Raw genomic sequence first — 21,585 nt, forward strand, 5'->3', positions numbered from 1 at the left:
AAGGGTAGCATCCCGTTTTAGCAAATATACCTTCAGAATAGAATTTTGGAGCTACACAAACAAAGTCCACCTCCGTGGACTTAGCTTGTATATCCACAATTTCAATTACTCAATGTTTGTTCTAAATTGGGATACCCCCGTTGTAAGTAGCTCAAACAAAGGAAATGTAACATACTTTTAAGAGCGTAGTTGCGTTGTCTTTGTACTAAGCGCAACTACAAATAGGTTATATTTTTTTGTTGAGCTACCGGGCAACCATTAAATTTTTGAAACTTTAGGAGCCAGAAACAGGAATATAAACAGATGGAGGGAGGTATTCACCGCTATTGTTGTCTTGTACCCACTGATTCAACTGTTCCTCCGTGACGGTAAATTCGCTCAATGCAGGACGTGGTGGATAGGCAATAGTAGCAAGATATTTTGCTTGATTTTTGTCATCTTGGCGAATTCTCCCAGTAAATGAATCTACTACTACCTCAAAGCGAAAGTCTTGTATGAGAGGATCGGTAAAAATGTAGTCGTTTGCAGTCAGTTTTCGGTAAACATCAGATAAGGTCAGTTGAATATCTGGTGCAGTTTGATTGGCAATTATGACTTCTTTGATAATTTTGCTTGTTTCTTCTGCTAATTGAGCGGATGGGGGATCGCCATACTCAATTGCTGCTAGACGAGCTAGGGCTTGTTTTTTAAGAATGGAACTGAAATAATTCTTGAGTTGTTGCTCTTGCCTTTTCTTATCTTCATCTCCATCAAATGCTAAAAAAGTAGTCCACGTCCAAGCTATAATTTGAGTCCATTGCTTAATAATAATCCGAATCTTTGCGATATTTTCAGGAGTTTGTAACTCTTCAGGTAATGATGTCATGTATGTTGTATTAGACTGCTCTGCCATTTTTAAAACTCCTTAAGTTAGTTTGTCGCGCTAGGAGCGCTGGAATTAGCTCTACCCATTGGGAAACTAAAGTCTGTAAAAAGTTGCCTATTAGCTTGCAGTGTTGCTCCGGTATGGCATTCTATGCAACTACTACGTGGGATGTATGGTTCTATAGCAACATTGGCTAACGGGGACTTTGGCGTAACGTCCCTGAGACTTGTGTTGTAAGGCAGACTGGGGTTTGTTAGCCACTGAGTACCAATTAATTGGTAGTATTGCCAGACCGATGATTGAGAGATTTCTTTCAGTGCGTCTTGCCACTGCTTATTCTGTTCCAATCTTTGAGCATTGAGCGCTGAGTTTGGTGGACGAATTATCTGTGACGGAATTTGATTCTCAATTTTGTCTCCTACCTTTTTGACAGCATGGGGAACCTCTTGACGCCAAAGGTATGGTTTCTCTACATATGGCTTGTTTTCTTGACAGTTTTCCCTACAATCCGGGTTGTACAACGTGTAACGAGCCCGGTTTGAAGTGCTATCTGGAACATTATCTACTTGCTCAAAAGTAGACCAAATCCACCCCTGCTCGCTTGTTTTATGCTTAATATGAAAGCCTATTAAACCTACCTCAACTATCTGACTAAATTCTTCATCGGTATCGCTACAAAGTGCTTTACCTTCCGTACATTCAGTTGACTGTGCTGGAATCGTCCTCTGTCGCTTAGTTGTGTAGTAACGAGCTTTCTCCTCCTGAGATGTCTGTGGATCGAAAACTCGCCAAGCTGCTTTAATCTCAATCGCCCCTTCTTTCTCGTATGTGCTGCAAGGAACATTGAGGGGGTTGGCGTTTGCATCTTCGCTACATACAAGCGCAAATTTCTTGTCGTCGTTATTGAATTGTTGTAAGTTGACCGCGTCATACCACTTGTTTTCAACAATTTGGTTGAATTCTTGTGGGTTAATGTATGCCTCCATAATAATGTAGTTGCCTTGCTGGTCAACAAGGGGTTTGTTTGCATTTGTACCGTTGCTATCTAGTTTCTCTGACTCTGTCAGTTGTAATCTAGAGTTTTCTGTCTGTAAACCTCTTGTAGAGGTGACATTCAAACAAGTAAAAGGTTTAGTTGGTTGTATGGATGGTTCTTTTCCTGCTGAAAGGAATATTGTCTCTGGAGTACGATAGAACTCCCAGAGACGGGGAGCATTTGGAACCTCACCAATTTTCTCATTCCGTAAGGGTTCTCCTTGCTGACAATCAGCAGGCCAATTTAAAGCCAGAAAAACCTGCCAAGCAAAATTGTCGATAAAAGCGACTCTTGGCGTATTAGGGTATAGCGCCTGTTGTTTGGCTAAATTGGGATTGTGTGGAATTTCAGAAGTGATTTCTGGTTTAAGTTGAAATCGGCTTTGGCTTTGAAGTTCTTTGTCAATTTGAGTGTCTGCTAGACCTGTAGAAACACAACCTAAGACCACAACTGAAATAGAAATAATTGAAATGAAAATGAGACGTTGAATATTTCTCATATCGATTGTGTTGCAACTGATTGTAATTTATGCCACGCTATAGCTTGTCTCTAGAAGAGACTGAGTTTTTCTGCAACTACTTTGAAGGACATCTTTACAAAGGAAGCTCGTGTATTAATAGCTATTTTTCTGTAGAAATGGGTTAATTTTTTGCAAATTTTGACTGACATTTTAGTCGAACTAAAATCGCAGACTTGATGATTCAAGTATTTGATTTCTCTTATTTTTACCCATGATTTAACACCCAATTACAGAATATCCTTAAATTGCATATTAAAGAACATAGTATTCTGTAAAATTTACATTTTTTTATATTTTTATTAAATATGAGTTTTATATGAGTTTAATATTGCAAAATTTATATATAATAGTTATTTTGTTTATTTACAATACTTGTTTTTATGAGATAAACTTTGTCTGCAATTCTAATAAGAAATTTAATCTAAAAAACATAAAATATTTGTATTTGATACTGAATCCGCCTCTTGTACCCCCTTGATAATTAAGTCGTTGCCTTGCGGTGAGTCCAGCAAAGCGTGGCAGTAAATGTTGGGTTTCGTTCCTCAAACGCCACATCGCTCAACGGGGGGCTTTGGGGTCCCCACGAAGTGGGGTTGGGGGGAAACCCTCTCCAGTTGCTCCTCTTGGGCAAAGACGACAGGTGCTATCTCCTGCGGAGACGCTGCGCGAACAACAGAGGAAACCTCCCGAAGTTTGCGGCTTGGGGAGTCAGTGCGGTCTTGGGCTTTGCCCAAGTGAAGCATCTGAGGTGGAAACCCCCAAGCCGCAACTTCTCTGGGCAACGCACTGTCTCCCCAAGACCGCACGGCGCTGCTCTGGGCACGCGAGTGGCTCCCCAACCTACGTGTTTTCGCATTTTTATGCTTTAAAGATGCTTGAAAGAAAAATTGGTGGGAGCCTCGCAGGCAATAAGTTCAGTTACAACTTAGATTGAAAATACTTACGATATAATTGACAACTCGGAGTTGCTTTATTGTTATCTAGCTTAATAAAACCCATACTGCTAAGTTTATAAGCAATAACAGGTTCTAACTGCACAGCTTCTGTAGTATTTATCACTTTATGAAGAGCAGATGCTAATTCCGGCTGTGCTTCCAAAGTGACCCAATGCCGCTGTAAATGATGGTAGTATATGCCTGTAGGAGTGGCAGAATTTTGTAGCAGTTGTGTCAAAGTTATCTCTTGCTGACTGAGGTGATAGAGCGCTAAATGTACCAGTGCTGGATGTCCTCCAACCATATCCATCAAAAGGGTTGCTTCTAAACCATTTTTCCAAGCCAATCCATAACGTAAAGCTAACTGCTGTACTTGTTCAAAACTAAAGCTTTGTAACTGAATTGGAAGCCCGACATTGAATGGTGACTGATGAAGTTGCAAGGGAACGTAGACTTCTGTGGAATGAACCACAATCAAACGCAGCTTTTGCCAAATTGGTCGTCTTTTTGCTTCTTCATACCACGATCGCAATAACGGTAAAAATTCTTTCGCCACCTGTGGATACTCAAAAATTTGGTTCACTTCATCTAAAGCCAAAACCACAGGAGAATCAATATATTCGAGTACGTAGTTTTGCAAGTATAGCGAACAACTGACTTTACTCCCAATATCTTCATCCCAATATTCATCCATTCTTGGTTCTATCTGAAGCTGACGCGAAATATTAGCACACAGCCAACGCAAGAATCGATTTAAATCGCTCAGAATGTCGCGATCGATTTGCTCTTCAAAGTTCAACCCGATGGTACGGTAGCCAATGCAGCTAGCATATTCCAAAATTCTTGACAACAGAGAAGTTTTTCCAATTTCCATTGGACCTTTAATCCGAATTAAAGCTCCCGGCTTAGTAATTTCTCTGTAAATTTGTGCGCTAACGGCAGTGTTTTCAATATAGTAAGGAGAGTCTAGGGGAACAGAACCACTAGGATACGGAGGTAATAGGTCTTGATGAATGTTAATAGATGGGGAGAGCATTGGGGTTGTAAAGGGCGATCGCGTTTCTGTTTGCATTCCCCTAAGATTGAAACTCGGAGTTGAGTTTGGCGAACTTATCACGTCTTCCCACTCAATCCGAACACCATCTTGCAACCAAACCATAGATGATTCGGCTGGGTTTTGGAAAATAACTGGTAGCCAAGTTGCACAAGGATATTCTTTCTCCAATGCTTGCAATCTTTCCCGTGCAGAACGTAGCGCCGCATATAAGGATTTGCCAGAAGAAAATTCAGTTATGAAATATCTTAAAAATTCTTGAGCCACCACATCCGGAACAGCCTCCCGCATTACGATCGATTGAGGTATGTTCACATCTTCGAGTTGTTGCGCCAATCCCAAACCATCACAGGAGTTAAAAATTGCGAGTTTTAACCCACGACCCATTGCTTCCTTGAGTGCATACTTAAGTTTCTCAAGGGAAATTGTATCTGTGGGATTGATTTGCAGAATCCCTTTTTCTTCACTGGAACTATGACCTGCAAAAAAAAGAATATCCCAACCTTCTTGCCAAAGATGGTCATTCAAATCGCGTAAATTTGGCTCAACTAAAAATTTAATTTCTGCTCGATGGGATAATTTTTCCAAAAACATTCTATCGTGACTGATATCAATCCCTTGTGCATTTCCAAAAATTGCCAGAATTTTCAGTTGATACTTTCGATGATTAATAGGTAATTTATTAGTATTTTGATACTCTGTTGCACTTAAAGCGACTTCCCCATAGGGATAATCTTCAAAAAACTCCCACAAATGCCAGGGTAGACGTCTCAATAAAGGATCGTTAGTCTCTATAATGAAGCGAATTTCATCAGATGGTTTTAATTGTGTACGTAATTGCCTATCGATTTTACGAAATTCTTTAGAGTCCAACCATGTATTTAATCTTTTTGACAGCTTTTGAGATAACTTCAGAATATCAGCCTCAGAAACATGAGTGAGCCCTACTTCTGAGATTTCAAGATAATCATCTGTTTCGACACTATTTCGCCAACAACTCAGGCGTTGATAGAAGGCATAATAAAGAGCTTGCCAATTTTGATAGAGTTCTAAAATTTTTGGTGCGGCTGGTAAACTAGCACTTATTTTCATGTGGTAGGGGTTGCTAGCTTCACCAACTTGTGCGGTGACGGTAGCACAGCCATCACGCAAGTTTCCCTGACCCAAGCTTAAAACAACTAACCTACTCATAAGTGTTCGATCTCGTAATAGTCAATTCTTGACTTATGAGATTGACTCCCACATTTGCAAGAAGTAATTTTTATTAACAATTGTTTTAACGGTGATAGCGGTTTCTTTAACGATAGAACGATTTATGAAATAAATATTCCTGTTCCATTCTTGGCACTTCACTTTATTTCAAAAAATATAGAATCATTCTCGCTTTCAGAATTAAAAGTATAAATCGATCTAGTAAAGCTTATTTTTTTTTCATCCAATTTTTTTTAACGACTCCCTAATGACCACAAAAATTTTTAATGCGGACTTTTTCATTGTTGTATTTACTGAAAATTATACTAGCTTTTTCAAAATAGGAGAGGAAAACTTTCGTTGAAAATACTGCCGATACAACTCGCAACTGGGAACTGCGCGATCGTTTTCCAACTTAATTAATCCCATACTATTTAGCTTGTAAGCAATTACAGGTTCTAGCAATACGGGGATAGTCGTTTGCATAACCCTTTCAAAAGCAGATGCGAGTTCTGGCTGTGCTTGTAAAGTAGACCAATGACGCTGCAAGTGATGGTAGTAAATCCCACCTGGCGTAGAAGCATCTTCAAGAAGTTGCGTTAGAGTGATTTCACCATCACTTAGGTGATAAACTGCCAGATGGACGAGTGCTGGATGTCCCCCAACTACATCTGTTAGAAATGTTACCTCATTATCATCTACCCAATCAATCCCATAGTATTGGGATAACTCCTGTACTTGAGATAGATTAAAGTGCCTTAACTGAATTGGCAATCCCACATTAAAAGGCGATTGATGAAGCTGTAAAGGCACATAGACTTCTGTGGAATGTACGACAATCAAACGCAACTTTTGCCAAATGGGCTGTCTTTTAGCTTCTTCGTACCACGATCGCAACAAAGGGAAAAACTCTTTGGCCACTTGGGGACTTTCAAAAATCCGATCGACATCATCTAGGGCTAGAACTATTGGAGAGTCAATCTGCTCGAGCACGTAATTCCGCAAGAAAAGAGAGCAACTGACCTTACTACCGAGATCCCAATCCCAGTAATCGTCTAGTTTTGGCTCAAGTCCCAATTGCAAAGAAATGTTAGCACACAGGCACCGCAAAAATCGCTTGAGGTCGGTTATGATCTCTCCTTCAAGATGCTCCTCTAAATTCAGGCTAACGGTACGATAACCAAGATTTTTCGCGTATTCTATAATTCTTAACAGTACAGAGGTTTTACCCATCTCTTTCGGTGCTTTCAGCCGAATCAATGCTCCTGGTTTGCTGATTTCCGCAAAAGCTTGCTCCTGGATAGCAGTGTTCTGAATATAATAGATTGAATCTAGAGGAACCGAACCACTCGGAAAGCGGGGGGATTTTTGTTTATTTGTCAAAAAGTGAGTGGAAAGCTGTCTTGACGGTGTAGCGATCGCTGGCAAAGCCTGTGCTGCATAAAATTCTAACAGCGCCCGACAGTTTTTTTTGGTCACGCGCCTGCCAATAATTAAAGATAGTTTTTGGCATAACCCCGGAGCAACAACATTAGTTAAGTAACCGGGACTGTATCCCCCTGCTTGAGCCATTTGACCGTAAGTTTGACTCTGCCAAATACCGCGCAGTATTAATGTCTCTGTATCATTCAGAGGGCGATTTTGGGTTTCCAATAGCTTGTGATTGACAATTGCAAGTAGAGAATCAAGAGTCATGAGAAATTGGGTACTATTTTCCTGCCGATGAATTAAATTCACGGCTTCGCTTTCAACAATCTTAGCGATAATGATTATAGAAACTTTTGTCTAAACCCCTTCCTACTGCCCGAGATAATTAATCTCGACCACAACCACGGAACGCACATTATTATAAAGTTATAGTACCGTTTTCTATGCCTAAGTTGAGCAAGGGTATAATTAATTTTTTTTATAGTCATTTGCCCGTCGGGACTGGGGAACTCAGAGCCCCGACGAAGTGGGGATTAAGGTATGGGGACAAGGAAGACCGGGGAGAATCACCGAACGCCCGCTTCTCTTTTGCCAATTAACTACTCGTTAACTCAATCCAGTATCGTTCGTACAATGCTTCAACTTCTTGACCCAAAGGAGCTAAACGTTCGCACTTTGTTAAAATTGCCTCTGAAGGAAACAAATTGGGATTATTTTGGATTTTCTTTGGCAATTGCTCAAATCCAGCACGGTTGGGAGTGGAAAGAACTAATATTTGGCTCATTTCAGATGCCACTTCCGGTCGTAAAATTAAGTTAATCCAAGCATAACCTGCTTCAATATTGGGGGCTGTCTTGGGAATGACGACGGTATCAGTCCACAAAGAAGAACCACTTTTGGGAATGACGTATTTCAGTTTAGGATTTTCTCTAACAATTTTCACAGCATCGGATGAATAACACATTGCTAAGAGCAAATCTCCTGCAATGATTTGATTGCGCCATGCATCAGTTGTAAAAGCTGCTACATCCGGTATGAGAACCTTTAACGTGTCAACAGCTTGTTTAATTTCATTTTCATTGGTTGAGTTGTAAGAATAACCGAGCATCTTTAAAACTGCACCTATGACTTCTCGGAAATCGTTCATTAACGCCATCCGCTTTGACAGAACTTGTTTGTTTTCCCAAAGATAGTCCCAGTTTTCAGGTGGAGTTGTTAGCTTTTCGGAATTGTAAATAAAACCTGTGGTTCCCCAACTAAAAGGAATACTATGACGGTTATTGGGATCGTAGATAGGATTTTGAAACCTGGGAAATAAATTGTCTAAGCCGATTATGCGATCGCGCTCCAATCTAATCAGCAATCCCAAGTCCACCATTTTCCGTACCATATAATCGCTCGGGTAAATCACGCTATAAGCACTACCACCTCCCGCTTGGATTTTACTGAGCATGGCTTCATTGGAATCAAACAAATCTGCCAATACTTTGATCCCCGTTTGAGCGCTAAAAGTTTTTAGTAAATCCTTATTCGTGTATTGTTCCCACGTGTAGATGTACATTTGGTCGCGGGAACCAGTGGTAGCGGATGCACGGACGTTTCCAAGTCGCCAACCGCACCCTGCTAGAGACAAGCTAGAGAGCGCTGCTATTCCTGTAATAAATTCTCTTCTGTTAGTCATGACTCACTAAAGCCAAACAATCACCTTCTGTCCACCAAGCATAGATAGGAGTTTCACGATCTGGCAAATTAACAAATGTGTTGGGTTGTAAAACATTAATCTGTAACCCGTTTATTAATTGCACAACATAATTGATGTGCGTTCCCAAATACATAATATTAACCAACCGTCCTTCAAAGCAGTTATTTTCTACGCTGGGTTTGTAAAGAGATAGCTGTATTTTTTCCGGGCGCACGCTAACAACGATAGATTGTGATATTTCTGTTGGTGTATTTTCTTCACGAGTCACAATAATGGAAAGCCCTGTTTTTGTTAAAATTTTAACGTGAGAAGCATCAGCGCCAGTTATTTCACCTGGTAATAAATTGGTATCGCCAATAAAATTAGCAACGAATACTGTTTGAGGTTGTTCGTAAATTTCGCTGGGAGTCCCGACTTGTTCGAGTTTACCTTGATTCATGACAGCAACCCGATCCGATAAAGATAGCGCCTCTTCTTGATCGTGAGTCACCATGATGAAAGTCAATCCCAATTCTTTATGTAAATTGGACAGTTCAACCCTCATTTCTTTTCTCAATTTTAAATCAAGCGCCCCAAGGGGTTCATCTAAAAGCAAGACTGCAGGGCGATTGACGATCGCTCTTGCCAAGGCTATCCTTTGCTGTTGTCCCCCTGAGAGTTGATTGGGAAAACGCGATCGTAAACCCTCGAGCTTTACCAATTCTAGAGCTTGTTTGACTCTGCTTTCTATTTCCTTTTTACGGAGATTTTTAAGACGCAGTCCAAAAGCCACGTTCTCCCAGATATTTAAATGGTTAAACAGAGCATAACTTTGAAACACAGTGTTAACAGGGCGGCGATATGGGGGAACACTAGTCATAGACTGACCGCGAATCAACACTTGACCTGCATCTGCTCTTTCAAACCCTGCAATAAGCCTGAGTGTAGTTGTTTTTCCACAACCCGAAGGACCAAGGATACTAAAAAATTCTCCTTGTCTGATATCCAAGTCTACTCCGTGGACAGCAGGTTCTTGGTTAAAAAACTTAAAAACGCTAAGTAATTCCACGTCTAGTGGTTCAAAACCTGCTGTTCCCCCTTGATTCTGAATTAGAGTCTGAGCCATAGTACTTGATTTCATCCTGAGAGTATAAGTGTTTTTGTTAATCAATGTAGTCGATGAGGCAAATGAGAAGTTACACTTTGGTTTATTCTATCGGTCAAAGATAACTTACAGAAAAATATACTGTTAAGTTTAATTTGCCCGTAAATACACTTAAGACTGGAGGAAGTATTAAGGATGAAATATGATGCAAGTCTATATGGCTAAAACGAGAATTTCAAAATAAAGGTAGCTCGAGGAGCAATCTGCTGATAAGTATTTCGTTGGTTTTAAATCTAAATTTTACGTCATCCTTCATCCTTTATCCTTCCTCCTTCATAGTTTTTATATCAAAAAGAATTATTGCTCCCTGAGGTATTGCTTTATGGCTTCCTTAAAAACATCTGGATTTAGCGGATTTCTTGGAAATAAAGGTTTACGAACTGTTGGAAAAAATTACCAATCTATATTTTTTATCATTATTACCATTGCGATGATGGCTGGTATTAATGCTCGTTTAGTGTATTTGCAAATTGTTGAAGGTCCAAAGCTACGACAAAAAGCAGAAGCAAACCGGATGCGGACAATCAGCAAACAACCCGAACGAGGCAACATTTTCGATCGCAATGGCAAACTGTTAGCAACAACACGCTATCCCCGTTCAGTGTACTTATGGCCTATGGCACATACAAAACCATCATGGTCAGTTGTGAGTTCGCGTCTCGAACAAGTTTTGAAAATCTCCAGAGAGGAGATGGAAAAAAAATTAGACACTGCAGGTCCGAATGCAACAACCCTTGTACGGATAGCACGCGACCTGAATGAAGCCGAAGTCACAGCTATAAAAGAGTATGAAAACGAACTTCAAGGCGTTGAAATTCATACAGAAGCAGTACGCTATTACCCTAACGGTAAAGCCATAGCCCATATCATTGGTTATACCCGTGAGTTAACCCCAGAGCAGCTGAAAAAAAAGCAAAAAGAAGGTTATCGACTTGGAGATGTTATTGGTCAAATGGGGGTAGAAAAAGCGTATGAAAATTTGTTGCGAGGAGAATGGGGCGGTCAGCAGGTAGAAGTAGATAGCAAAGGTCGTCCAATTCGCGTATTGGGAGAAAAACAAGCTCGTGCAGGCAATGATATTCACCTGACCATAGATTTAGATTTACAAAAAGCTGCTGAAGAAGCTTTAACATTTCCCAAGGGTGCTCTTGTTGCAATCGATCCAAACAATGGTGCTGTCTTAGCACTGGTGTCTCATCCCACCTTCGATCCCAATATTTTTTCCAAACGACAGCTGACTCAAAAAGACTGGGAAAGCGTACAAGGGAAAAACCATCCCCTCGTCAATCGCGCTCTGAGTGCTTTCCCTCCTGCGAGTACCTTTAAAATCATCACCACAAGTGCGGGATTGGAATCAGGAAAATTTTCTCCCGGTACAGTGCTGCAAACTTACGGTTCCTTAACCATTGGTGGAGTCACCTTTGGAGAGTGGAACCATGCTGGATTCGGACCGTTGGGGTTTCCAAAGGCAATGGCAATGAGTAGCGACACGTTCTTTTACCAAATTGGTAAGGGAGTTGGCGGTCCGACCTTAATTGAATGGACTCGTAAGTATGGCTTTGGTCATAAAACTGGAATTGAGTTGATAGACGAGGAATCAAAAGGATTAGTTCCAGATGAGAAATGGAAGCGGAAAGCGTGGAAAATTCCTTGGACTGTAGGGGACACCATTAATATGTCCATCGGACAAGGTGCGCTACAAGTCACGCCACTGCAATCAGCGATTATGTTCTCTGTTCCAGCTAACGGTGGTTATCGAATCAAACCCCATTTGCTCAAAGACCACGAAGAATCAAAAAAATGGAGGGAATCCTTAAACATGAAGCCCAGTACTATCAGAGTACTTCGCGATGGACTGCGGAAGGTGGTGACTGAAGGAACCGGTAAGCGTTTGAACGTACCATCCGTTGCTCCAACGTCTGGAAAAAGCGGTACTGCTGAGGCTGGCGTTGGTCGTCCCAATCATACTTGGTTTGGAGCATATGCTCCAGCTGATAAGCCAGAAATTGTGGTGGTGGCGTTTGGTGAAAATTCTGGCGGACATGGAGGGAGCGATTGTGGACCTATGGTTTTACAAGTGTTAGAAAAGTACTTCCATAAGAAACATCCAAGTAAATACAAAAAATCTGAACCATAGGAATTCCAAAAGACTGAAAAGATTTTCCATTGAGATAAGCATCAGACGCAGGGGAGGAAAAAAGGCTCGACTGACAAACAACTATTGCCGTAGATAGCAGAAAGAAGTAGTATAAAATTAACAAGGCGTCATCATAGTTTACCGAGCAGGCATTGCAGTTGGGTTAATTTTTGGTAAAGTTTACAATTTTGCCAGAAAGATGCCTGTATGTGTATTCTGCCAAGCAGATTACAGGTAACACTTTGGTTTATTCTATATAGCTAAAACATTTTGCAATAAGACTGCACTACTCTAGTTGCTTTCCTAAAAACTAGGTAAAATCTTAGTGTAATCCTATACAATTACTCTTTTTCTCGCAATTCCTGCTTGTTATATGGCGCTACTGCAATCACCTCAACCCCTAGTTAAAAAAAGAGAAACACGTACCGTTGGACGCGGTTCTCAGCCCTTATTTTTAATCATATTTACCTTACTACTGACTGCGGGGATTGGCACTCGTTTAGCCTACTTACAAATTGTTGAAGGAGCAAAGCTCCGAGAAAGAGCAGAGTCCAATCGGATTCGCACGATCCCCAAACAACCTGAACGAGGCAATATCTTCGATCGCAATGGCAAACTGCTAGCGACAACTCGCTATCCCCGTTCCGTGTATTTGTGGCCTATGGCACATACAAAACCATCATGGTCGGTTGTCGGTCCGCGTTTGTCTAAAATTCTTGATATACCTGAAGACGACATTATCAAGAAGTTAGAAGAAGCAGGTCCAAACATGGCTCTTGTGAGGATTGCCCGCAACCTCAACGAAGCGGAAATTACGGCCCTAAAAGAGTATGCTAGTGAACTGCAAACTGTGGAAATTCATACCGAAGCAGTGCGCTATTATCCTCACGGACAAGCTCTAGCTCACGTATTGGGTTACACGCGAGAATTGACATCGCAACAGTTGAGAGAAAAGAAAAAAGACGGTTACCGACTTGGTGATGTCATCGGTCAAATGGGTGTAGAAAAGGCATATGAAAAAACATTGCGGGGTGAGTGGGGCGGTCAGCAGGTGGAAGTGGATGGTAAAGGTCGCCCAATTCGAGTCCTGGGAGAAAAACAAGCAAAAGCAGGGAATGATATCCACCTAACTTTAGATTTAAACCTGCAAAAAGCAGCGGAAAAAGCTTTAAATGGTCGTGACGGTTCTATTGTTGCCCTAGATCCGCGTAACGGTGCTGTTTTAGCAATGGTATCTCACCCCACCTTTGACCCAAATATCTTCTCGAAGCAAAAACTTTCGACAAAGGATTGGCAGACCGTACAAGGAGAAAACCATCCTTTGCTCAATCGGGCTGTTAGCAGTGCCTATCCACCCGCGAGTACTTTCAAAATCGTCACCACAACAGCTGGATTGGAATCAGGCAAGTTTTCTCCCAACACGGTACTGCAGACCTACGGTTCTCTAACAGTTGGTGGGGTGACATTTGCAGAATGGAATCATGCAGGATTCGGTCCTCTGGGATTTCCAGGAGCTATGGCATGGAGTAGCGATACATTTTTCTACCAAATTGGTCGGGGCGTTGGCGGTCCTACTTTAATTGATTGGACGCGAAAATATGGGTTTGGAAAGAAAACGGGAATAGAATTTGTCTCTGAAGAAACCAAAGGAAACGTTCCAGACGAAGCATGGAAGCAAAAAGTGTGGAAAATGCCGTGGACTGTCGGAGATAGTATTAATATGTCTATCGGTCAAGGCGCTTTACAAACGACACCGCTACAAGTTGCGGTCATGTTTGCTGTTCCAGCCAACGGTGGCTATCGAGTCAAACCGCACCTACTGAAAGACAATGAAGAATCGAAAAATTGGCGGGAATCGCTAAATATGAAGCCAAGTACCGTGAAAGTTTTACGCGAAGGCTTGCGGAAAGTTGTATCCGAGGGTACGGGGAAAGCACTCAATGTTACAACCATTCCTCCCGCTGCTGGTAAAAGCGGTACTGCTGAAGCATGGAAGCATAGAGTCAAAGCAAATCACGCTTGGTTTGGTGCGTATGCTCCCTACGATAAGCCAGAAATTGTGGTTTTAGCATTTGCCGAACACTCTGGCGGTGGCGGTGGTAGCGTTTCTGCTCCTATGGTACTGCAAGTTATCGAAGAATACTTCCGGCACAAGGCTCCTGCTAAGTCTCAAAAAGCAGGAAATTGAAAAAGACGACGATAAATGATGTAGGGGCGCAAGGCATTGCGCCTTACAAACCATATGGTTCTCTCCAATCCCCAGTCCCCAGTTCCTTTATTATTTTGCTTGGGTGACCGGTTTGTAATTCTTAGCTCGGTAAAATGTTTCCAAGCTACCGCGATCGCCCACAAAACGCCAGTGCCATGGCTCATAACTCACTCCTTGAAGATTGCCTTTAGGGAATGACAGCTCAAAACTAAAACGAGCTGCGTTTGCTTGCAACCACTGAAAAGCTTTTGTTTTTTCAAAATTAGTATTGAGATTGGTTGATGGTGCGTTTCCATCTCCGACATCTACAGCATAACCCGTGTGATGTTCGCTATGACCGGGAGGTGCGCTGACAGCCGCCCGCTGTGCGGGTGTCTGGTTTCGCTGAGCACCAACCACAAAAAATAATTGTTCTTGTTCTTGTATGGAACGAAAACCGGAAATTGGAACTAAAATAACCCCCGCGCTTCTAGCAGCTGCTACCATCTCTTGATATTTTTGAGCAGCAGTTGCTCTCAATTTGATACGTCCATCACGAGTAATTGGTTGAAGTTCGGTCGAAGGGGCTTCCGAGTAGGAAAAATGCCCCAAAACTAAATCTTCATTCACTTTGGCAGAATTTCCAGCTTTCTGCGGAGTTGCAGGATTTGAAGTCGTAGGAGAAGGTTTGGAATTATTTGGTTTTTTAGATTCCACAAACAGGAAAAACAAACCACTCAACAAAGCCAGCAGGACAAATCCAGCCACTCCTCCACCCAACCAAATGAACCATCGGAAGCGGACCTTAGTTTCTGCATCAGGAGTATCGCGTAAAGCTGCCGGGATATCTTCACTTTTACTAGTTGGTGTGTCCTGTGGTTGTTCGGGAAAACCAGCATTACTCACAAGCCCACTCCTGCTTTTTATAAATAACCATAAAAATTGTAAACTAGATAGAAGGACACAAAATTAGGTAATATTTTACATCTACTTATATAAGTCCCAGTTTTGCGTAAACTCTTAGAACTGTACCTTTTTTTAGTGGGTCTAGTCCTTTTAGGATATATCCTGGGACGCAAGTCACCCGAGACAGTGCCTACCCTAGTAGGTCGATTCCTTTTTTGGGTAGGAGTACCGATAAGCATTGTAATTTTTCTACGAAAAGCTGACTTGTCGGGACCGATTTGGATTGCACCAGCGATCGCCTTCTTAGCTATTTTACTAGGGGCGTTTTTAGCTTGGCTAGGAATTAAAGGACTAACCCATTGGACCAACACAACACCCCAGAAATCAACTCAAGGTAGTTTTCTCTTAGCGGCAATGGTGGGTAACACAGGTTATATTGGCTATCCTGTCACCCTGTCAATAGTTGGCACTCAGTATTTTGCATGGGCATTGTTTTATGATTTGCTTGGAACAACATTAGCGGCTTATGGATTGGGTGTTGCTCTAGCAGCTCGTTTTGGCGATAATGCCCGGAATCACGCGCAAGTGCTTCAAGCCATTTTCATCAATCCAGCCTTATGGAGTTTTGGATTTGGTTTCCTCCTCCGACAGATTCAAATCCCCCAAACCATAGATTTTTGTCTGGAAATAGTAGCATGGTGTTCCGTTGCCTTATCCCTTGTCTTAATTGGGATGCGACTGAGTAAACTCAATTCTTGGCACAGTTTTCCAAAAGCTACCATAAGTGTGGGCATCAAAATGTTAGTTGTTCCCTTATTAGTTAGCAGCATTCTACCCTTGTTTGGTCTCACTGGAGCAGTGGCACAAGTTATTTTGCTACAAATGGCAATGCCCCCAGCCTTTGCCACATTGGTTCTTGCCGAAACCTTCAACCTCGATCGAGATCTCGCAGTCACTGCATTGGCAATGGGAACCATGTTACTTTTGTTCACTTTGCCATTGTGGTTGGTCGTTAGTGGTTAGTCGTCGATCGCTAACCACTAACAACTAACTACTAACCATTTCCACCAAATCCGCCGGATTCATTAATTCATATGGTTCAAAAGGTTGATGTATCCAGGGATTGTCTGGTAGGTAATCGATGTAGTAATCCGGTACTATAACAGAGCAAGCTTTGTACCAGAGGACAGCTGTCCGAATATCTTCTATAGTAGATTGGCTATTGTCTTGTAGCCATGGAATACATTGTTGAAGAGTAATGCCAGAATCTACCAAATCATCCACTAAAAGAATGCGCGACCCCAAATGTTCGGTGGTCATAGTTAAGTGGCGTGAAAAGATGAGATTTCCTCTCTCTTGCTTTCCCGATCCAGTGTAAGATGATGTTGCTAAAATTGCCAAAGGCTGGTTATAAATACGGGAAAGAATATCTCCAACCCTCAGTCCTCCTCTCGCAAGACAAACAATCTGGTTAAATTCCCACCCAGATTGATAGATTTTAGCCGCCAGGTGCTCAATTTTTCGATGATAATCTGACCAAGAAACGTAAAGGTCTTGCATATTGGTTAGTGGTTGGTAATTAGTAGTTAGCGGTGTAGGACAGGTGTCTTGACTGTCATTGTTAGTGGTTAGTGGAACATGACAGATGACAGTGGACAATATGCAACATAGTTGATGTTATTACAAGTATAAAGTTTTATGAACAATTCTGACTCTGATGACTGCGCCCAACAAACTCCAGAAAGTGACAAGTTAGACTTGAGTACCAAAATAGCTTTTGGTGCTGGAGATTTGGGTACGGCAATTACTGCTATGATTGGGATTTCTTATTTGTCGCCTTTTCTGACAGATGTCGCAGGTTTGAAACCCCAATTAGCAGGGCAAACTCAGCTTATTGGTAAAGTGTGGGATGCTATCAACGATCCTATGGTTGGGGTGTTAAGCGATCGCACTCAAAGTCAGCAAGGAAGGCGTTATCCCTGGATGATCTGGGGAGCAATTCCTTTTGGAGTCTTCTTTTTTTTGCAGTGGATTGTCCCTCATTTTAGTAATAACGAAAATGCAAATCAGTGGGGGTTATTTTGGTATTACACTGCTATTTCAATTTTGTTTAATGCTTTTTATACGGTTGTTAACTTACCATACACTGCTTTAACAGCAGAATTAACTCAAGACTATGACGAACGCACCAGTCTGAACAGTTTTCGCTTTAGCTTTTCTATTGGCGGTAGCATTCTTGCTCTCATAATTGGTTTGGGTATTTCCATAGTCGTTCCCAATAACAAAAGTACACAATATTTACTTTTAGGAGCTATCTGTGCCATTATCTCCGTGTTGCCTTTGTACTGGTGTGTTTGGGGAACAAAAGGTCGCGCTCAAGCTGTAGCAAAGCAACATCCACAATTAGAGCAAACAGTTTCAATTCCTTTTCTACAGCAACTCAAAATTGCTTTTACAAATCGCCCTTTCTTATTTGTAGTAGGGATTTATTTGTGTTCTTGGTTGGCGGTTCAGCTAACAGCAGGTATTATCCCCTACTTTGTCACTAGTTGGATGCGCCTTCCGCAATGGCATATTAGCTTAGTACTCTTGGCAGTACAGGGAACCGCTATGTCCATGCTATTTGTTTGGAGTGGTATCAGCAGACGTTATGGCAAACGAGCGGTGTACTTTATGGGAATGAGTTTGTGGCTTATCGCCCAGACTGGACTTTTTTTCGTACAACCCGGTCAAATTGTGTTGATGTACTTTTTAGCAGTTATGGCGGGTTTTGGAGTATCTACGGCTTATCTTGTTCCCTGGTCGATGCTACCCGATGTGATTGAACTGGATGAATTAAACACGGGACAACGGCGGGAAGGTATTTTTTACAGTTTCATAGTGTTCGTGCAAAAAATTTGTTTGGGATTGGCTGTGAATATAGTTCTGCAAAGGCTGGGTACAGCTGGGTATATTAAACCTACAACAGAAATCCCGTTACCAAATCAACCTGATTCTGTATTAGAAGTCATTCGCTTCTCTATTGGTCCCATACCAGCACTCGCTTTAATTTTTGGCTTAGTTTTAGCTTACTTTTATCCCCTTACCCGCGAGCTACACGCGCAAATCGTACTGCAACTCAAAGAACGGCAAAACCAATAAGAGGTTTTTGGAATTTGGATTGTAATAGTCATTCAATTCTTCCTTGTCTCCCTTATTCCCCTTGTCTCTAGTACCCAAATTCCAGTACGGATATGCACACTGCTGGGACGATCGCATTTGTCTGAGAATTTGTAATAATACTTAATATACATAGCAGCTAAGAAGATATCATACACTGAATGAAAACTCCAACAATACAGGAACTTTCCACCCAATTGGAAAGCGAGAATTTACGCGATCGCATGGTAGCCCTTGCATCTTTAAGGGAAGTTCCTGCAGAAGATGCGGTTCCTTTGATTAAGAAAGTGTTGGACGACGAATCTATCCAACTGAGATCCATGGCAATCTTTGCTTTAGGCATTAAGCAAACAGAAGAAAGCTACCCCCTTCTGATTAAAATTCTGGAAACAGATCCGGACTATGGTATGCGGGCTGATGCTGCTGGTGCTCTTGGTTACTTAGGAGATACAAGAGCTGTTGAACCTTTGATGCGGGCATTTTACGAAGATACCGATTGGTTGGTACGCTTTAGTGCTGCGGTCTCTCTTGGCAATCTCAAAGACAAACGCGCTCGCGATATACTCATTCAGGCTTTGGACAGCAAAGAAGTGGTTTTACAACAAGCAGCGATCGCAGCGATTGGAGAAATTAAAGATGTGGAGTCTGTAGATTTAATTCTACGCTTTGCCCAATCAGAAGATTGGTTGGTACGGCAACGGCTCGCAGAAGCTTTAGGACATCTTCCCACTCCCAAGAGCGTCTCTGCTCTAAAATATTTAGAAAAAGATAACCATCCACACGTTTCTGAAGCATCAAGAATTTCTTTAAAGCGACTTGAGGAAGCAGGTGATCGAGCTTAGTGGGCTTCGCACTCTCAATGTACCTTCAGGCGCAAATAGAAGAGAAATTTATTTGCGTTTGTCTGTGTTAGAGGTACGCTCTCAGATCCAAAATCGATTAACTTGCACACCTCCTGCTACCTTTAAGATAAGTGGGAAAATAGAAGGATTTTGAAGAAAGGTAGATTCTTTCTATGGATATAAAAGAGTTTTTTGAACTAAGTGGTGGGAAATGGTTTTCCCATCGTACCAGTCATCATTTGGCATTTAAGCAATCAGAAGATGGCAAATCAGATATTTCGATTGAATCTTTGGCAAAAGATCATCCTGAAGTCATCAAACTTTGCCAGCATAACGAAATCGATCCCAACCTTGCTTCCTGTGGTGCCAGGGTGACTTGGAATGGCACGATGGAATGGGATGAAGAAAAGCATACTGGTTCCACAGTGTTAGTTGTGGTACCAGATGAAGATAATCCCAATGAAGGTAAGTTATTGCGGGAAATGGGCTACGCTGAGAAAGCTCCAGTTGCCGGACGTTATAAGATGGGTAGTGATGATACCTTAACTCTCACAACAGAGTACGAAACGATGTGGTCTGAAGAACGCCTTTGGTTTGCCAGTCCCAATTTGCGGATGAGAGTTGGCGTTTTGAAGCGGTTCGGCGGTTTTAGTATGGCTACCCTGACAACTGAAATTCGCATGGGTGGTGGTCAAGCTGCGAAAGCGGCGGATGCAACGAGTTCAGTGACTAATGACCAGTAATCGGTGACCAGTTATCATGGCTACTGATAACTGGTGACTGAGCTATGACTAATACGGCAGCAATTTTTTATAAAGCAGACGGGTTTGAAACTCGTGGAAAAAGACTCCTCGGTCGTCAAGCTGCAGGTGAAGGTTTTCTCAAAGCCTTAGTCCAGCATGGCACTGCGGAGTCTTTGTTCTGTTATACGGGAAGTTCAAATGAGTTTTCAGAATTTTGTCAGCGCATCCAACCATGGATGAAATCTCAGCGGAAAGTGCAGTGGCTTACATCTCACAATCCTCAACTTTTATCACAAGCGGGTACAATTTACCGTCCCGATCCGTTACTTTCCAAACAGGCATGGCAACGACGATTTACTGACCAAAATGCATACAGTATTTGTGGCGTGACTCATACTATTGCAAGTATTGGGGTCATGGAAGGGATTGGGGATTTCCTTATTGCCCCTCTTCAGCCTTGGGATGCTTTGATTTGCCCATCTGTTGCAGTGAAAACTGCTGTTGAACGTCTTCTAAATACTTGGGCTGATTATTTGGCACAAAGGACGGGTGGCAGACCTAAAATTGAGTTTCAACTACCAGTGATTCCTCTAGGTGTAGATTGCGATGCTTTTCCACAGGGAACTGCTGCTGTTTCCACTCGCAATCGTTTGCGTCAAGTGCTTGGTATTCCCCAAGATGAAATTGTTGTTTTGTTTGTTGGACGGCTTTGTTTCTATGCAAAAGCCCATCCCGTACCAATGTATTTAGCTTTGGAAAAAGCAGCACAAGCTACTAAGACTAAAATTCATTTTGTACAAGCAGGCTGGTTTGAAGATGAAAAAGAAGAAGCTAGTTTTAAAAGCAGCCATCAAGTTTTTTGTCCTTCAGTCAATTGTATTTTTGTAGATGGACGCAAACCAGAAATCCGTTCGGGAATTTGGTCTGCTGCTGATATTTTTATTTCTCTAGTGGATAACATTCAAGAAACTTTTGGACTGACACCTATAGAAGCAATGGCGGCTGGTTTACCTGTCGTTGTTTCTGATTGGGATGGATATCAAGAATCCGTGCGTCATGAAATTGATGGTTGGAAGATTCCTACTCTCATACCACCTCCCGGTGCGGCACGGGATTTAGCATTTGCATATCTTAATGAAAGCTTGAATTACAGTTCTTATATTGCTCATACTTCAATGGTAACAGCTGTAGATATTGAAGCAGCGGCAAATGCGATCGCAACATTAATTACAAATCCCGAACTCAGAAAGCGCATTGGGGAAAATGGAAAGCAACGTGCTAGAGAGGTATATGACTGGAAAGTCGTTATTGCTGCTTATGAGAATTTATGGCGGGAACTAGCAGAGATTCGTTCTACAGCGACACTTTCTGTTCCCATGCAGCCCAGTCAGCCACCTTATCCTTTGTGTGACGATCCATTCGCGTTATTTGCTCATTATCCAAATCCAAAGTTAACTGGTGAATTAGTTTTAGGGCTTGGTTCTATGGCAACTTCAGAAGGTTTAAGCGAACTTCAGAAAAATTGGATGACTGGCTTTGGTGCAGAAAGAAGAAACACAAAAACTACAGACACTATATTAGCCACATTTTTTAAAGATGGCTCCCAATCTCTTGAAACAATTCTCAACAAACATCCGCATATTCCTCCAACAGAGTTATTTCGCACCCTGATGTATCTGTTAAAATTTGATGTTCTGCGGTTGGAAGAGCGATAATTTCTTAACATTAAGGAGGA

General features: G+C 41.8%; 15 protein-coding genes. 7 read left to right on the forward strand and 8 right to left on the reverse strand.

The genetic code is table 11. The annotated features are described in order from the left end of the window. Positions 1-274 precede the first annotated feature (274 nt). The 6 genes from HC643_RS09310 to HC643_RS09335 form a co-directional block, all read right to left on the reverse strand. Positions 275-892 carry a hypothetical protein gene (locus HC643_RS09310; RefSeq protein WP_038080731.1) on the reverse strand — a complete coding sequence of 206 codons (618 nt, stop codon included), beginning with the start codon at positions 890-892 and terminating at the stop codon, positions 275-277. 17 nt (positions 893-909) lie between these two features. Continuing rightward, entirely contained in the window at positions 910-2,400 is a 1,491-nt protein-coding gene (locus HC643_RS09315; RefSeq protein WP_038080733.1) for a hypothetical protein, read from the reverse strand. Between the two features lie 939 nt (positions 2,401-3,339). Next, positions 3,340-5,601 carry an AAA-like domain-containing protein gene (locus tag HC643_RS09320; protein ID WP_038080737.1) on the reverse strand — a complete coding sequence of 754 codons (2,262 nt, stop codon included), beginning with the start codon at positions 5,599-5,601 and terminating at the stop codon, positions 3,340-3,342. Between the two features lie 321 nt (positions 5,602-5,922). Beyond that, on the reverse strand, positions 5,923-7,296 hold the full coding sequence (locus tag HC643_RS09325; protein ID WP_038080740.1) for an AAA-like domain-containing protein: 1,374 nt from the start codon (positions 7,294-7,296) through the stop codon (positions 5,923-5,925). Between the two features lie 328 nt (positions 7,297-7,624). Continuing rightward, on the reverse strand, positions 7,625-8,710 hold the full coding sequence (locus tag HC643_RS09330; RefSeq protein WP_038080742.1) for an ABC transporter substrate-binding protein: 1,086 nt from the start codon (positions 8,708-8,710) through the stop codon (positions 7,625-7,627). Continuing rightward, complete coding sequence (locus HC643_RS09335; RefSeq protein WP_038080744.1) at positions 8,703-9,836, reverse strand: ABC transporter ATP-binding protein; 1,134 nt, start codon at positions 9,834-9,836, stop codon at positions 8,703-8,705. Before HC643_RS09335 ends, HC643_RS09330 begins: the two co-directional genes overlap by 8 nt. A gap of 361 nt (positions 9,837-10,197) precedes the next feature. Between HC643_RS09335 and mrdA (HC643_RS09340) the strand changes: the two genes are divergently transcribed. Both mrdA (HC643_RS09340) and mrdA (HC643_RS09345) read left to right on the forward strand, forming a co-directional pair. Further along, complete coding sequence (gene mrdA, locus HC643_RS09340; protein WP_038080746.1) at positions 10,198-12,012, forward strand: penicillin-binding protein 2; 1,815 nt, start codon at positions 10,198-10,200, stop codon at positions 12,010-12,012. A gap of 373 nt (positions 12,013-12,385) precedes the next feature. Further along, positions 12,386-14,200 (forward strand): penicillin-binding protein 2, encoded by a 1,815-nt coding sequence (gene mrdA / locus HC643_RS09345; protein WP_038080748.1) that lies wholly within the window; start codon positions 12,386-12,388, stop codon positions 14,198-14,200. A gap of 90 nt (positions 14,201-14,290) precedes the next feature. Here mrdA (HC643_RS09345) and HC643_RS09350 read toward each other — a convergent pair whose 3' ends face one another. Beyond that, the gene (locus tag HC643_RS09350; protein ID WP_038080750.1) at positions 14,291-15,106 is read right to left on the reverse strand and encodes a M15 family metallopeptidase; all 816 of its coding nucleotides are present in this window, start codon (positions 15,104-15,106) and stop codon (positions 14,291-14,293) included. A gap of 102 nt (positions 15,107-15,208) precedes the next feature. Between HC643_RS09350 and HC643_RS09355 the strand changes: the two genes are divergently transcribed. Beyond that, entirely contained in the window at positions 15,209-16,129 is a 921-nt protein-coding gene (locus HC643_RS09355) for an AEC family transporter (protein WP_038080752.1), read from the forward strand. Positions 16,130-16,153: 24 nt separating this feature from the next. Here HC643_RS09355 and HC643_RS09360 read toward each other — a convergent pair whose 3' ends face one another. Beyond that, complete coding sequence (locus HC643_RS09360) at positions 16,154-16,666, reverse strand: phosphoribosyltransferase (protein ID WP_038080753.1); 513 nt, start codon at positions 16,664-16,666, stop codon at positions 16,154-16,156. Positions 16,667-16,804: 138 nt separating this feature from the next. Between HC643_RS09360 and HC643_RS09365 the strand changes: the two genes are divergently transcribed. The 4 genes from HC643_RS09365 (at position 16,805) to HC643_RS09380 (ending at position 21,565) form a co-directional block, all read left to right on the forward strand. Next, positions 16,805-18,247, forward strand: a complete 1,443-nt coding sequence (locus tag HC643_RS09365) for an MFS transporter (protein ID WP_038080754.1) — start codon at positions 16,805-16,807, stop codon at positions 18,245-18,247. 179 nt (positions 18,248-18,426) lie between these two features. Beyond that, the gene (locus HC643_RS09370) at positions 18,427-19,107 is read left to right on the forward strand and encodes a HEAT repeat domain-containing protein (RefSeq protein WP_038080755.1); all 681 of its coding nucleotides are present in this window, start codon (positions 18,427-18,429) and stop codon (positions 19,105-19,107) included. Between the two features lie 173 nt (positions 19,108-19,280). Further along, positions 19,281-19,850 carry a phycobiliprotein lyase gene (locus HC643_RS09375; RefSeq protein ID WP_038080756.1) on the forward strand — a complete coding sequence of 190 codons (570 nt, stop codon included), beginning with the start codon at positions 19,281-19,283 and terminating at the stop codon, positions 19,848-19,850. Between the two features lie 44 nt (positions 19,851-19,894). Next, positions 19,895-21,565, forward strand: coding sequence for a glycosyltransferase family 4 protein (locus HC643_RS09380; RefSeq protein WP_038080758.1), 1,671 nt, complete (start codon positions 19,895-19,897; stop codon positions 21,563-21,565). Positions 21,566-21,585: the final 20 nt, after the last annotated feature.

This window comes from Tolypothrix bouteillei VB521301, assembly GCF_000760695.4.
Taxonomy (GTDB): domain Bacteria; phylum Cyanobacteriota; class Cyanobacteriia; order Cyanobacteriales; family Nostocaceae; genus Scytonema; species Scytonema bouteillei_A.

What these genes read in the sequence shown, in the direction of transcription:
- HC643_RS09360 (WP_038080753.1), bottom strand. Translation starts at nt 16,666, where the DNA reads ATGCAAGACCTTTACGTTTCTTGGTCAGATTATCATCGAAAAATTGAG.
- mrdA (WP_038080746.1), top strand. Translation starts at nt 10,198, where the DNA reads ATGGCTTCCTTAAAAACATCTGGATTTAGCGGATTTCTTGGAAATAAA.
- HC643_RS09315 (WP_038080733.1), bottom strand. Translation starts at nt 2,400, where the DNA reads ATGAGAAATATTCAACGTCTCATTTTCATTTCAATTATTTCTATTTCA.
- HC643_RS09320 (WP_038080737.1), bottom strand. Translation starts at nt 5,601, where the DNA reads ATGAGTAGGTTAGTTGTTTTAAGCTTGGGTCAGGGAAACTTGCGTGAT.
- HC643_RS09375 (WP_038080756.1), top strand. Translation starts at nt 19,281, where the DNA reads ATGGATATAAAAGAGTTTTTTGAACTAAGTGGTGGGAAATGGTTTTCC.
- HC643_RS09330 (WP_038080742.1), bottom strand. Translation starts at nt 8,710, where the DNA reads ATGACTAACAGAAGAGAATTTATTACAGGAATAGCAGCGCTCTCTAGC.
- mrdA (WP_038080748.1), top strand. Translation starts at nt 12,386, where the DNA reads ATGGCGCTACTGCAATCACCTCAACCCCTAGTTAAAAAAAGAGAAACA.
- HC643_RS09365 (WP_038080754.1), top strand. Translation starts at nt 16,805, where the DNA reads ATGAACAATTCTGACTCTGATGACTGCGCCCAACAAACTCCAGAAAGT.
- HC643_RS09310 (WP_038080731.1), bottom strand. Translation starts at nt 892, where the DNA reads ATGGCAGAGCAGTCTAATACAACATACATGACATCATTACCTGAAGAG.
- HC643_RS09370 (WP_038080755.1), top strand. Translation starts at nt 18,427, where the DNA reads ATGAAAACTCCAACAATACAGGAACTTTCCACCCAATTGGAAAGCGAG.
- HC643_RS09335 (WP_038080744.1), bottom strand. Translation starts at nt 9,836, where the DNA reads ATGGCTCAGACTCTAATTCAGAATCAAGGGGGAACAGCAGGTTTTGAA.
- HC643_RS09325 (WP_038080740.1), bottom strand. Translation starts at nt 7,296, where the DNA reads ATGACTCTTGATTCTCTACTTGCAATTGTCAATCACAAGCTATTGGAA.
- HC643_RS09380 (WP_038080758.1), top strand. Translation starts at nt 19,895, where the DNA reads ATGACTAATACGGCAGCAATTTTTTATAAAGCAGACGGGTTTGAAACT.